This window comes from Roseicella sp. DB1501, from assembly GCF_013112485.1.
Lineage (GTDB): Bacteria > Pseudomonadota > Alphaproteobacteria > Acetobacterales > Acetobacteraceae > Paracraurococcus.
The window spans coordinates 154178-167177 of the sequence record NZ_JABFHG010000004.1; the positions used below are offsets into that span (position 1 = coordinate 154178).

At 72.8% G+C, this 13000-nt stretch carries 13 protein-coding genes; 5 read left to right on the forward strand and 8 right to left on the reverse strand.

Going from position 1 to position 13000, the window contains the following annotated elements:
- The first annotated feature begins 18 nt into the window (after nt 1-18).
- Together HJG45_RS09665 and HJG45_RS09670 are read left to right on the forward strand one after the other, a co-directional pair.
- Nucleotides 19-222, forward strand: coding sequence for a hypothetical protein (locus HJG45_RS09665; RefSeq protein ID WP_171611922.1), 204 nt, complete (start codon nt 19-21; stop codon nt 220-222).
- Nucleotides 223-225: 3 nt separating this feature from the next.
- Complete coding sequence (locus tag HJG45_RS09670) at nt 226-1614, forward strand: amidase (RefSeq protein ID WP_171611923.1); 1389 nt, start codon at nt 226-228, stop codon at nt 1612-1614.
- A gap of 232 nt (nt 1615-1846) precedes the next feature.
- Here the strand turns inward: HJG45_RS09670 and HJG45_RS09675 are convergent, their stop codons facing one another.
- Both HJG45_RS09675 and HJG45_RS09680 read right to left on the reverse strand, forming a co-directional pair.
- The gene (locus HJG45_RS09675) at nt 1847-2185 is read right to left on the reverse strand and encodes a DUF2218 domain-containing protein (RefSeq protein ID WP_171611924.1); all 339 of its coding nucleotides are present in this window, start codon (nt 2183-2185) and stop codon (nt 1847-1849) included.
- Nucleotides 2185-2772, reverse strand: coding sequence for a PadR family transcriptional regulator (locus HJG45_RS09680; RefSeq protein ID WP_171611925.1), 588 nt, complete (start codon nt 2770-2772; stop codon nt 2185-2187). The genes HJG45_RS09675 and HJG45_RS09680 overlap by 1 nt, the downstream gene beginning before the upstream one ends.
- Nucleotides 2773-2925: 153 nt before the next feature.
- On the opposite strand from HJG45_RS09680, the gene htpG reads away from it, so the two are divergent.
- Nucleotides 2926-4770 carry a molecular chaperone HtpG gene (htpG, locus tag HJG45_RS09685; RefSeq protein ID WP_171611926.1) on the forward strand — a complete coding sequence of 615 codons (1845 nt, stop codon included), beginning with the start codon at nt 2926-2928 and terminating at the stop codon, nt 4768-4770.
- A gap of 66 nt (nt 4771-4836) precedes the next feature.
- Nucleotides 4837-5589, forward strand: a complete 753-nt coding sequence (locus HJG45_RS09690; protein ID WP_171611927.1) for an SDR family NAD(P)-dependent oxidoreductase — start codon at nt 4837-4839, stop codon at nt 5587-5589.
- A 236-nt stretch (nt 5590-5825) separates the two neighbouring features.
- Here the strand turns inward: HJG45_RS09690 and HJG45_RS09695 are convergent, their stop codons facing one another.
- From HJG45_RS09695 to HJG45_RS09720, 6 genes are all read right to left on the reverse strand, one after another.
- The gene (locus HJG45_RS09695; RefSeq protein ID WP_171611928.1) at nt 5826-6392 is read right to left on the reverse strand and encodes a UGSC family (seleno)protein; all 567 of its coding nucleotides are present in this window, start codon (nt 6390-6392) and stop codon (nt 5826-5828) included.
- A gap of 13 nt (nt 6393-6405) precedes the next feature.
- Nucleotides 6406-7518 (reverse strand): hypothetical protein, encoded by a 1113-nt coding sequence (locus tag HJG45_RS09700; RefSeq protein ID WP_217362887.1) that lies wholly within the window; start codon nt 7516-7518, stop codon nt 6406-6408.
- A 100-nt stretch (nt 7519-7618) separates the two neighbouring features.
- Nucleotides 7619-8554, reverse strand: coding sequence for a LysR substrate-binding domain-containing protein (locus tag HJG45_RS09705; protein ID WP_171611929.1), 936 nt, complete (start codon nt 8552-8554; stop codon nt 7619-7621).
- 48 nt (nt 8555-8602) lie between these two features.
- Nucleotides 8603-9559: an acetyl-CoA carboxylase carboxyltransferase subunit alpha gene (locus HJG45_RS09710; protein ID WP_171611930.1), complete on the reverse strand. Its 957-nt coding sequence runs from the start codon at nt 9557-9559 to the stop codon at nt 8603-8605.
- A gap of 167 nt (nt 9560-9726) precedes the next feature.
- On the reverse strand, nt 9727-10671 hold the full coding sequence (locus HJG45_RS09715) for a tyrosine recombinase (RefSeq protein ID WP_171611931.1): 945 nt from the start codon (nt 10669-10671) through the stop codon (nt 9727-9729).
- Between the two features lie 78 nt (nt 10672-10749).
- Nucleotides 10750-10896, reverse strand: a complete 147-nt coding sequence (locus HJG45_RS09720; protein WP_171611932.1) for a hypothetical protein — start codon at nt 10894-10896, stop codon at nt 10750-10752.
- Nucleotides 10897-10946: 50 nt separating this feature from the next.
- Between HJG45_RS09720 and aroB the strand changes: the two genes are divergently transcribed.
- Nucleotides 10947-12719, forward strand: a complete 1773-nt coding sequence (gene aroB, locus HJG45_RS09725) for a 3-dehydroquinate synthase (protein WP_368040557.1) — start codon at nt 10947-10949, stop codon at nt 12717-12719.
- Nucleotides 12720-13000 lie beyond the last annotated feature (281 nt).

Sequence of the window (13000 nt, forward strand, 5' to 3'; positions counted from 1 at the left end):
CTCCCGAGGAGGAAATCCATGTCCGAGGACACCACCCCCGAGGAACTGACCGTGCTGGCGAAGCAGGCGGGGCTCGACCAGCTTCCCGAGGCCTACCGGGCGGAGCTGCTCGCCGCCTGGCGGCAGGTGGCGCAGATGGCCGCCCGCATCCCGCAGGCGCGACCCTATGCCGATGAGCCGGCGCATATCTTCGATCCCGCCCGCTTCACCGGGGAGGGCTGAGGCATGCCAGGCTTCCTGAGCCTCGCCGAGGCGGCGCGACGGATCGAGACGCGCGACCTCTCGCCGGTCGAGCTGCTGACCGACTGCCTGCGCCGGATCGAGGCGGTGGACGACCGGCTCTGCAGCTTCGTCACCCTGACGCGCGAGCGGGCGCTCGCCGAGGCGAAGGCGGCCGAGGCGGCGATCATGGCCGGGCGCTATCGCGGCCCGATGCATGGTATCCCCTACAACCTCAAGGACATATTCGAGACGCGGGGCATCCGCACCACCGCGCAGTCGAAGCAGCTTGCCGACCATGTGCCGGAACGCGATTGCGATGCGCAGGAACGGCTCTCGGCCGCGGGCGGCGTGCTGCTCGGCAAGTCCGCCACCTGGGAATTCGCGCATGGCGGCCCCTCCTGGGACGTGCTCTTCCCGCCCTGCCGCAACCCTTGGGACCTGGAGAAGGACCCGGCCGGCTCCTCTTCCGGCTCCGGCGCCTCGGTGGCGGCGGGGATGGTGCTGGCGACCATGGGCTCCGACACCGGCGGCTCGATCCGCGGCCCGGCGGCGGCCAACGGCATCGCCGGGCTGAAGCCGAGCTATGGCCGCGTCAGCCGCCGCGGCGTGCTGCCCAACTGCTTCTCGCACGACCATGCCGGCCCGCTGGCCTGGACCGTGGAGGATGTGGCGATCCTGCTCGGCATCGTCGCCGGGCACGATCCGCGCGATCCCGGCTCGGCCGACCGGCCGGTGCCGGATTACCGGGCGGCGCTGACCGGCGATGTCCGCGGCCTGCGCATCGGGGTGCCCTGGCGCTGGATCGAGGAGGAGCTGCCCGCCTCGGCGCCGACCCGGGCGGCGCTCGACGCGGCGCTCGATGTGTTCCGCGGGCTCGGCGCGACGGTGCAGCCGGTCTCGCTGCCGCCGCTGCAGGATTACGAGGACTGCAAGAAGATCATCGCGGTCGCCGAGCTCTTCTCGATCCATGCGCGGCAGCTCCGCGAGACGCCGGAGCTGTTCGGCGCCTCGCTCCGTTTCCGCATCATCGCCGGCGGGCTCGTCCGGGCCGAGACCTATGTCCAGGCCATGCGCCAGCGCAGCACGCTGGCGCGGCGGATGCAGGCGGCGCTGGCGGAAGTGGACGTGCTGATGCTGCCGACCGGCGAGCCGGCCAAGGTGCTGAAGCCGGTGCCGCCGGAGACGCTGTTCACCAGGCGCAGCTACACCACCGCCTTCAATGTCGGCGGCAATCCGGCGCTCGCGCTCTGCATGGGCTTCGATGCCGAGGGCATGCCCTTCTCCCTGCAGATCGTCGGCCACCTCTTCGACGAGGCGACGGTGCTGCGGGCCGGCGACGCCTATGAGCGGGCGACGCCCTGGCGGCAGCGGCGGCCGGCGCTGGTGGCCTGAGGCGTCTCATGCCAACGGCCGTTGATGGTGACCCATCAACAGCTCCTCGATCGCCGGGCGGGTTGCTCCGCAACCCTTGGCTACGCCGCGTCGCGGCGTGAGGCGCGCCAATGGCCGCCACCAGCGGCGCCCATTCGGACGCTCGGCATGCATGGAGCATTCATGCCGTTGGTCTCAGGCCGGGTGCAGGACGCTTGCACTGTCCTGCTCCTCGATCGTCGGGCGCCCGGCATCAGCCAACCGGCTGCCAGGCGATCTGCAGCGTCTCGCGGAAGGCGAAGCGCTGGAGATGGCTCGCCGCCACCTCCTCGAGCCGGGCGAGGGAGGCCGCGTCCTCGGCGGCGATGCGCATGACGAGGCTGTCGCCATCGGTCTCGAGCGTGCAGCCCCCGCCCTGGAATGCGATCCAGCCGCGCCCGTCCTCGATGCCGGTCGGCACCCGGTGGCCGAAATGCTTGCAGAGCTGGGTGAGGTAGCGGCCCGCCATGGCGGTCGGGACGCGGGCCTCGGCGCTCGCCTCCTGGTTTGGCGCCCCCTGGTCTTGCGCTCCCTGGCTTTGCGGCGCCGGCATCAGCTGCGCTCCACGGCGAGGGCGGCGGCGTCGAGCGCCGCGGCGACCGCATCGGCCTGCGCCGCGGTGAGCGGGCCGCGCGCGAGGCGCATGCGGAGCGCGAGCTTCAGGTTCTCCATCGCGCGCAGGATCTGCGGCGCCTGGCCGCCGGCATGCAGGCGGCTGGCCTCCGCCATGCGGGCGAGCAGCGCCTCCACGGCGGGGCGGTTGGCGGCGAGGAAGGCCTGCCCCTCGGCGGTGATGCTGTGCAGCTTCTTCACGCCGCCCTCCTCGGGCGCGGTGGTGACGTAGCCGAGCTCCTCGAGGAGCGTCAGCGTCGGGTAGATGACGCCCGGGCTGGGGCTGTAGGCGCCGCCGGCCTGGTCCTCGATCGCCTTGATGAGCTCGTAGCCGTGCCGCGGCTTCTGCGCGATCAGGTCGAGGATGACGAGGCGCAGGTCGCCATGGGCGAAGAGCCGGCCGAGACCGCCCCGGCCGCCGCGCCCGTGCGGGCCGCGGCCGAAGGGATGGCCTTCGCGCTCATGGCGGGCGAAGCGCCGGCCATGGCCGTGATGGGGATGCATGGGGTGGGGAAGGTGGAAACGCATGATGTCTGGGGTTTTCCTCTTAAGACTGTAATTAGATATATCTAAGATCAGTCGAACACAAGCCCTTCCCATGGCGATGCCGGGGCGTTGAAAGCCTCTCGCCGCACGCGCATATCGGCCGCTGCCTGACCGCAACGCATGGGGGAATTGGGAATGGGCGAGACCCTGGAGCGGCACGAATTCGGCGCCGAGGTGGGGCGCCTCCTCGATCTGGTGGTGCATGCGCTCTACACCGAGCGCGAGATCTTCCTCCGCGAGCTGGTGGCGAACGCCGCCGATGCCGTGGACCGGCGCCGCTTCGAGGCGCTGACCGAGCCGGCGCTCGGCATGCCGGCGGAGACGGCCCTGCGCATCGTGCCGGACAAGCCGGCCCGCACGCTGCGCATCTCCGATCCCGGCATCGGGATGAGCAAGGCGGAGCTGGCCGAGCATCTCGGTACCATCGCCCGCTCCGGCACCCTCGCCTTCACCCGCGCCCTCGCCGAGCGGCCGGCGGCGGAGCGGCCGAGCCTGATCGGCCAGTTCGGCGTCGGCTTCTACTCGGCCTTCATGGTGGCCGAGCGGGTGGAGGTCACCTCCCGCCGCGCCGGGACGGAGGAGGCCTGGACCTGGGCCTCGGAGGGGAAGGGGGACTACACCCTCGCCCCCGCCACGCGCGCCGAGCCGGGCACCGACGTGGTGCTGCACCTGAAGCCGGAGGCCGAGGAGTTCCTCGAGCCCTTCCGCCTGCAGGCGATCATCCGCAAATGGGCGGACCACATCACCATCCCGATCCTCGTCACCCATGACGGCAAGGACGAGCCGGCGAACGAGGGCACGGCGCTCTGGCGCAAGCCGAAGGCCGAGGTTAGCGAGGAGAGCTACACCGAGTTCTACCGCCATCTCGGCCATGTCTTCGACACGCCCTGGGCGGTGCTGCACTGGCGCGCCGAGGGGGCGCTCGACTTCGCGGCGCTGCTCTTCATCCCCGGCATGAAGCCCTTCCAGGCGGTGGAGGGCGAGCGGGAGAGCCGGGTGCGTCTGCATGTCCGGCGCATGTTCATCACCGACCAGGCGGCGCTGCTGCCGCCCTGGCTGCGCTTCGTGCATGGCGTGGTGGATACCGAGGACCTACCGCTCAACGTCTCGCGCGAGATGCTGCAGGCGACGCCGGTGCTGGCCCGCATCCGCCGCGCGGTCACCTCCCGCGTCCTCTCCGAGCTGAAGAGCCGTGCCAAGGATGCCGCGGACTACGCCAAGTTCTGGGAGAATTTCGGCCCCATCCTGAAGGAGGGCGTCTGGGAGGATGCCGAGCACCGGCAGGATGTCGCCGCGCTGCTGCGCTTCCGCTCGTCAGCGCAGGAGGGGGGGCAGGAGGGCTGGACCTCGCTCGCCGACTACGTCTCCCGCATGAAGCCGGGGCAGGAGCACATCTATGTCCTGGTCGGCGAGGACCCCGCCGCCCTGGCGAAGTCGCCGCAGCTCGAGGGGTTCCGCGCCCGCGGCGTCGAGGTGCTGCTGCTCACCGACCAGATCGACGCCTTCTGGCCGGAGCGGCTGGACGCCTTCGAGGGCAAGCCGATCCGCAGCATCACCCAGGGCACGGTGGACCTCTCGAAGCTCGGTGAGGGCGGCGCTGCCGGGGAGGCGGCCGATCTCACCGCCCTGCTGCCGCGGCTGCAGGAGGCGTTGAAGGACTCCGTCTCGGCGGTGCGGGCGACGGACCGGCTGGTGGACAGCGCCGCCGTGCTCGCCGCGCCGGAGCATGGGCCGGACCTGCAGCTGCAGCGCCTGCTGCGCCGCGCCGGGCGCGAGATGGGAACCGGCCTGCCGGTGCTGGAGGTCAACCCGCGGCATCCGCTGCTCCGCCGCCTCGCCGGGCCGGAGGCCGAGGCGGAGCTGGGCGAGGTGGCCGGGCTGCTCTTCGACCTCGCCCGCATCCAGGACGGCGAGCCGCCGCGCGACCCGGCCGGCTTCGCCCAACGTGTCGCGGCGGCCCTCGCATTGGGTTCGGGCTGAGGCAGCGGCTTGCCCGTTGCCCTGGGGAGGCCGCAGTCTCGCGGCTTCCACAGGGAGGGATGGGCCATGGAGCTCAAGGGGGCGGTCGCCGTGGTGACGGGCGGCAATGGCGGGCTCGGGCAGCGCATCTGCCACGCCCTGGCGCGCGCGGGGGCGAATGTCGCCGTCGTCTATGCTGAGAGCCGCGCCGAGGCCGAGGCGGTGGCCGGCGAGCTCGCCACGCGATATGGGGTGGAGGCGGTGGCGCATCGCTGCGACATCACCAACGAGGCCTCGGTCGCCGCCCTGGTCGATGCGGTTCGGCAGCGCCATGGCCGCATCGACCTGCTGGTGAACGACGCCGCCTACAACAAATCCGTCCCCTTCACCGATCTCGACGGGCTGACCATCGAGCTCTGGGAGCGGATCATGGCGGTGAACCTCACCGGGCCGATGCGCCTCACCAAGGCGGTGGCGCCGGTGATGAAGGCGCAGGGGCGGGGACGGATCGTCAACATCGCCTCCGTCGCCGGGCTCGGGCCGCAGGGCTCCTCCATCGCCTACGCCGTCTCGAAGGCCGGGCTGATCCATCTGACGCGCTGCATGGCCGTCGCCCTGGCGCCCGAGGTGCTGGTCAATTGCGTGGCGCCAGGGCTGCTGGAGGGCACGCGGGCGACAGCCAATCTCAGCCCGTCGCAGATCGAGCGCTCGGCCTCCGGCGCGCTGCTGAAGCGGGCGGCGGACAAGGAGGATTGCGCCGAGATGGTGGTGACCATGGCGCGGTCGGAGACCATGACCGGCCAGACGGTGGTGATCGACGCCGGCCGGGTCTTTCATTGAAGGCCCTCATTCAATGCCCTCAGTCGCCGGGCGCAAACCTCCGGTTTGCTAGAGCGTGATCGCCTGAGGTGGACTCACCGAAGGCGAGACTCACGCGATCGAACAACGGCCCGGACCATGGTCCGTGAACCAGGGTGAATGGATCATGGTCCAGGCTTCACCGCGCTGGCGGCAGGCCCCGTTCGGGGCCTCGGACCGATCAAGCGACCGGTCTGTCGGCATAAGGTCCGCCGGGTTCAGCTCCGCGCCGCGGTCTCGCCGCCGGTCCAGACCGCTGCCGCCTGGGTCTCGATCTGCCGCACCCGCGCGGCGACCTCCTCGGCGGTGATCGAGCTCACCGGATGGTCGATCACCACCGGCTGCAGCGCCGGCATGCCGAGCGCGGCGCGGGTCAGCTCCGTCTCGCGGGCGAATTCCGTGGTGATGATGCAGGCGGCGGCGAGGCCGCGGCGCTCCAGCGCGATGCTGTCGCGGACGCAGCAGGAGCAGCAGGAGCCGCAATCGCCGATGGCGGTGAGTAGGATGTCGTTCTCCGCCGCGATGCGCTCGATCAGCTCCGGCGCCGCATCCTTCGAGAAGCTGTGCTTGACGTAGTAATTCACCGCGCCGAAGGCGAAGCGCTCGCCCAGCGCCGCGACGGCGCCGCGCAGCAGCTTGTTGGCGTTCCACTTGCTGTTGTCGAGCACGCCGAGCCGCAGCCCGTCGAGCCGCGGTCGCCGCGGGGCGCGCGGCGTCGCCGCGCTCTCCACCCGCCCGCGCGGGTCGAAGACGAAGGCCCTGGCGTCATCCACCCGGAGCAGCATGGCGTTCCCTCCCTCAGATCGCGCAGACGCCGCCGGCGCAGTCGGGCCCTTCGGGCAGCGCCGCATCGGCGAAGACCGGCTTCATCACCGGCGTGTTCATATGGCCCCAGCCGGGGATGAAGGCGGAGAAGCGCCCGGCATCGCCGCCGACGACGAAGAGATGGATGTTGTCGGGCGAGGGGACGATCGGGATGCGGCTGTCCGGGTCCCGCTTGTACCATTTCGGCAGGTTGCGGTTGTAGACGCGGCCGTAGCGATGGTCGCGGGTGATCAGCCGGAAGGCGTTGCCGCTGTGCATCCAGAGATAGTGGCGGATGTCGCTGCGGGTCCAGCCGGCCTTGGCGATGCTCCGCGCATGTTCGAGCCCGAGCGCGATCGCGCAATGGCCGGAGAGCACGGCGTTGTTCGTGGCGATGGTGCTCATCGCCGAGCAGATCGTGTCGAGGATGCCCTCGGGGTCGTTGCACTGGTGGTCGGTGACGCTGTGCGGCGCCTCGGCCGCCATGGCGAAGACCGTGCTCGCCTCCGGCGCCCAGCCCTGCTCGACATGGTAGGGGGCGAAGGGGCTGTCCGCCTCGTTCTCGCAGATGGCGTAGCTGTACTTGGCCGGGTTGCCGAGCGTGCATTTGTCGAGATCGGGCGGATGCGCCCCGCCGACATTGAGCAGCACCAGGCGGATGGCGCGGCCGATGGTGGCGTTGGCGCGGTTGCCGGGGCCGAAGGCGCTGGCCCCGCCATTCATGCCGATCGCGCGGGCGACGGGCCCGTTCACGATGACCAGCGGCGCCGCCATATGCGTCGTCGCCTGCACGCCGTTCAGGTTGAAGGCCGCATCCATCAGCGCCTGCATCGCCGCCCGCAGCACCGGGGCGTAATCGGGCCGGCAGCCGGCCATGACGGCGTTGATGGCGAGCACCTCGCGCGTCAGCACGCCCCAGCGCGGGGCGACCTTGCCCTCCACCGCATCGGGCTCGCCGCCGAGCGCATCGACGAAGGCCGCCACCTTCTCGGGCGTCGGCGGCACGATGGGCAGGCCATCCGTCCAGCCGCGGGCGAAGTAGTATTCGACGAGGTCGGTGCCCGGCTCGACCGCGTGGTGCCCGGTGATCTCCTTGGTGGCGGACATGGCGTCGCTCCCCTGCCTTCGGGCGGTCCGGCCTGGGGCCGCTGTCCGGGAAGCATGCGCAGGGCGACAACCTATGCCAAGTCCGGCTTGTTGCCGAAGTTTATTCCATATTTTGCATCAATGCCCCGCCCGGCCAGCCATCCCGCAGCGCGCCCATCAGCCCGGCCGCCGGCGGCGACAGAACCCGGCCCGCCTGGGTCACCAGCCCGACCCGCCGGCTCAGCCCCGGCGGCGCCAGGGGCAGCACGGCGAGGCTCTCGCCGGCCGATCCCGCCACCGCCGTCGCCGGCACGATGGCCAGTCCCGCCCCGGCGCGGACCAGCCGCAGCATGGTGGCGAATTGCATCACGGTGAGCCGCGGGCGGAGGGTGAGGCCGGCACCTGCCGCCGCCGCCTCGATGATGCGCCGGGTGTGGGACTCGGGCGGGAAGGCGATCAGCCGCTCCTCGGCGAGCGCCGCCAGCGTCACCGGCGCGCCGGGGTGGGCCAGGGCATGGCCGGGCGGCGCGACGGCGACGAAATGCTCGCGCCCGAGGGGCTCGGCGAGGAGTCCCTCCGGCAGCGCATCGACATAGGTGAGGCCGATATCCGCCGATCCCGCCTGCACCTCGGCCAGCACATGGCCGTGCACGCCCTCGCGCACATGCAGCTCGACCCCCGGCCGGGCGGCGCTCCAGGCGCCGAGCAGGCCGGGCAGCACCCCGGTCGCCGCCGACATGATGCAGGCCAGCACCACCTGGCCGCGGCTCTCGGCGGCGATCTCGCGCAGGCTGCGGGCGAGCAGGCCGAGCTCGTGCAGCAGCCGCTCCGCGACCGGCAGGAATTCGCGCCCCGCCGCGGTCAGCCGCACGCGGCGGGTGGTGCGCTCGAACAGCGCGGCGCCGAGGAGGTCCTCGACGCGGCGGATGGTCCGGGTCAGCGCCGGCTGCGAGCAGGCGAGGGTGGCAGCGGCGGCGACGAAGCTGCCCTGCTCGGCGACGGTGAGCACGGCGAGGAGCTGGCGGGCGGAGAGGTCGGGGATGTGCTGCCGGGTCACCGCTGCATCGCCGCTCCGTCCTGCGGGCAGCGGCGCCGGACCGTCGCCTCAGGCGACGCCGTGCCGGCCCATCTCCAGGAACTTCTCCCGCCGCCGCGCCCGCAGCGTGGCGCCGTCGAAGGCGAGCAGCGGCTCCAGGCTGTCCCACACCCGGTCGCCCACCGCCTTCAGCGTCGCCGCCGGGTCGCGATGGGCGCCGCCCATCGGCTCCGGCACCACGGCATCGACGAGGTTCAGCCGGCGGAGATCCTCGGCGGTGAGCTTCAGCGCCTCGGCCGCGGCCGGGGCCTGCGCGGCGTCGCGCCAGAGGATGCTGGCGCAGCCCTCGGGCGAGATCACCGAGTAGACGCTGTGCTCCAGCATCAGCACGCGGTCGGCGGCGGCGAGCGCGATGGCGCCGCCCGAGCCGCCCTCGCCGATGATGGTGGCGACGAAGGGCACCGGCGCGTCCAGCCCCGCCTCGATGGAGCGGGCGATGGCCTCGGCCTGGCCGCGCGCCTCGGCCTCGATGCCCGGGAAGGCGCCGGCGGTGTCGACGAAGGAGAGGATGGGCAGGCCGAAGCGCCCGGCCAGCTCCATGATCCGCCGCGCCTTGCGGTAGCCCTCCGGCCGCGCCATGCCGAAATTATGCTCCACCCGGCTCTCGGTATCGGCGCCCTTCTCGGTGCCGAGCACCGCGACCGCACGACCGCGGAAGCGCCCGAGGCCGCCGACCACCGCCGCGTCGTCGGCGAAGGCGCGGTCGCCGGCCAGCGGCGTCCATTCCTCGATATGGGCCCGGATGTAGTCGAGGCATTTCGGCCGGTCCGGATGCCGGGCGACCAGCGTCTTCTGCCAGGGCGTCAGCTTGGCGTAGGTGGTCTTGAGCAGGGTCTGCGCCTTGTCGCGCAGCTTGGCGACCTCCTCCGCCACGTCGATGCCGCCGGCATCCGTGGTGCGGCGCAGCTCCTCGATCTTGCCCTCGAGCTCGGCGATCGGCTTTTCGAAGTCCAGGAAGTGGCGCATCGCGTCCCTGTGGCCCGGCGCGGGGCCTGGGCGAATCGCAAGAATCTCCCGCCGCGGCGCCGTGGCGCCGCAGGACGGGTCCTCAGGCGCCGGGGTTAGCGGAAAAGCGCCATGGGAGGAAGCCGCGGCCAGGGCCCTACCTCGTCCGGCCCCTTCCTTGGCGCCGGTCAGGCCTCGGCCGCGGGCCCGTCCCCCGCCGGCCCCTCGGCCAGCGGGTGATGCGCCTCGACCAGTGCCCGCAGCCGCTCCTCCAGCACCTTGGTGTAGATCTGGGTGGTGGCGATGTCGGCATGGCCGAGCAGCAGCTGCAGGCTGCGCAGGTCGGCGCCGCGGGCGAGCAGGTGGCTAGCGAAGGAATGCCGCAGCACATGCGGGCTGACCCGGTTCGGGTCGAGCCCGGCGGCCAGCGCCGCATCCTTCAGCAGCAGCCCGAGCGCCTGTCGCGTCATGTGCCCCGCGGCGGCACGGGCCGGGAACATCCAGCGCAGCGCCCGGGCGTCCTGGGCGGATTTCCGGCCGGTCGCGGCCAGCGCCTCGCGGGCCTGGACCGCCGCCTCCCGCGCCCGGGCGGAGATCGGCACCAGCCGGTCCTTGCCGCCCTTGCCATGCACCGCGACGAGCGGCGCATCCGGCCGCAGCGCCGCCGCCGGCAGGGTGACCAGCTCGCTCGCCCGCAGGCCGGAGCAGTAGAGCAGCTCGATCGCCGCCACGGCCTGCGGGCCGCGATGCCCGGGCAGCGCGGCGGCGCCGGCGAGCAGCGCCTCCACCTCGGCCTCGGCGATCGCCTTGGGTAGGGCAGCCGGGGTCTTCGGCCCTTCCAGCAGCTCGGTCGGGTCGTCCGGCCGCAGGCCCTCGCGGGCGAGGAAGCGGTAGAACTGCCGGAGCACCGAGAGCCGCCGCGCGGCGGTGCGCGGCCGCAGGCCGAGATCGGTGAGGCGCCGCAGATAGGCGCGCAGCACCGGCGCGCCGGCCATGGCGGGCGGCGTGCCCTCGCGGCCACAGAAGTCGAAGAAGTCCCTGAGGTCGGTCTCGTAGGCCGTCCAGGTGTTGCGGGCGGCGCCGCGCTCGGCCTTGAGCATCTCGAGGAAGGCGTCGAGCAGATGGGCGGCCATGCGGGGGGCGGTCCTACCGTGGCGCGGGCGGCGACCCGCGCCGGCCCGCCGCCTGCCGCAGCCCGGGCACGTGCCGCTCTAGCGGGTCTGGAATCGGTCGTTCGGCACCACGCGCTCGACCGGTTGCGGCGAGACAGCGGGCGGAAACGCCCCGACCGCCAGCAGCCCGGCCACGACCAGGGCCACGAGGATCACGGCGATCAGCAATACGGGCCGTTGGAACATTGCGGGCGGGGTCCTCGCGCGAGAGCCGCGGTGTGCTAGCCTTAGGGATCGTGTCACGCAACATTGTTAACGCCCGCGCACCATCCGGCCCCGGTGACCCTGCCTCACCTGGAACCGTTGCGGGCATTGCCCTGGCAACCGACCTGCTGCGGCCGGAGGCGATCCTGCCGGCCGGGCCCGCCTGGCTGCGGGGGCGGAGCATCGTGCTGGTCGGCATGCCGGGCTCCGGCAAGTCCTCCATCGGGCGCCGCTTGGCGCTGCGCCTCGGCCTGCCTTTCCTCGATGCCGACAACGAGATCGAGTCGGCCGCCGGCCTGCCGATCACCGAGATCTTCGCCCGCTACGGCGAGCCGCATTTCCGCGACGGCGAGCGCCGCGTCATCAGCCGGTTGCTGGCCGGCCCGCCGGTGGTGCTGGCGACCGGCGGCGGCGCCTTCGCCGATGCCAGGACCCGCGCTGCTATCCGCCAGTCCGGCGCCGTCTCGGTCTGGCTGCGCTGTCGGCTGCCGACCCTGCTGCGCCGCGTCGCCGGCCGCGAGCACCGGCCGATGTTCCTCAACGCCGATCCGGCGGAGGTGCTGCAGCGGCTGATGACGATCCGCCACCCTTTCTATGCCGAGGCCGACCTCGTGATCCACTGCACCGATGAGAGCCCCGAGACGACCACGCGGCGGGTGCAGGAGGGGATCGAGGCCTGGCAGCCGCCGGCCCGCCTGCCGGTGACGCTCGGCGAGCGCAGCTACGACATCCTGGTGGGGGAAGGGCTGCTGGCCCGGGCCGGCGGGCTGATGGCGCCGGTGCTGCCGGGCCGCCGGGTGGTGGTGGTGACGGACGAGACGGTCGCGCCGCTGCACCTGCCGGCGCTGCGCGCAGGGCTGGAGGAGGCGGGCTTCGCCATCCTCGCCGAGATCGCCGTGCCGCCCGGCGAGGCGAGCAAGGACTTCGCCTGCCTGCAATCGGTGCTGGAGCAGCTGCTGGCGGCCGGGGCGGACCGGCGCACGGCGGTGGTGGCACTCGGCGGCGGCGTGGTCGGCGACCTCGCCGGCTTCGCGGCGGCCGTGGCGCTGCGCGGCCTGCCCTTCGTGCAGGTGCCGACCACGCTGCTGGCCCAGGTGGATTCCAGCGTCGGCGGCAAGACCGGCGTCAACCTCGCGCTCGGCAAGAACCTGGTCGGCGCCTTCCACCAGCCGCGGCTGGTGATCGCCGACATGGCGACGCTCCGCACCCTGCCGGGGCGCGAGCTTCGCGCCGGCTATGCCGAGGTGGCCAAGCACGGGCTGCTCTCGGGCGAGACGCTCTGGCGCTGGTGCGAGGGCCATGGCGCGGCGCTGGTCGCCGGCGATGCCGCGGCGCAGGCGCATGCGGTGCTGGAGAGCTGCCGCCTGAAGGCCGCCGTGGTCGCCGGCGACGAGCGGGAGGAGAGCGCCGAGGGCGGCCGCGCCCTGCTCAATCTCGGCCATACCTTCGGCCATGCGCTGGAGGCCGAGAGCGGCTATGGCGGCGCTCTGCTGCATGGCGAGGCAGTCGGCGTCGGGCTCGGCCTCGCCGCCGCGCTCTCGGCCCGGCTCGGCCAGTGCAGCCAGGAGTTGCCCGGCCGGGTGATCGCGCATCTCGAGGCCTGCGGCATGCCGGCGCGGATCCGCGACCTGCCGCGCCGCTATTCGGCGGCGGCGCTGATGGGGCGAATGCGCCAGGACAAGAAGGTGCGCGACGGCGCGCTCCGCTTCGTCCTGCTGCACGGGCCGGGCGAGGCCTATACGGCGGGCGAGGTGCCGCCGGCCATGGTCGAGAGCCTGCTGCGCGACGAGGGCGCCGAGGCCTGAGCATCCGGCCCGCGAAGGCGGCGGGCGGTCGAATGGCGGCGCGACAGGGTCGTGCGGCAGCCTTGCATCCTCCCGGCACTACCCGGAGCGATCGGCGGCGCGGCGCGATGCCGCCGCAGGCTTCGTGATACGAAGTGTTTCGCCACCGCCCCGCGCCACGCCGCGGTTTCCCTGACGGCGTGGACGGCCCGCGGATCGCGGCTGGCCGGCGGCTGGCGTGGATGTGCCCGGCTGCGGCGGCATCCCGTCGCCGGGAGCCGTTGTCAGCCGATCCGGGTCGG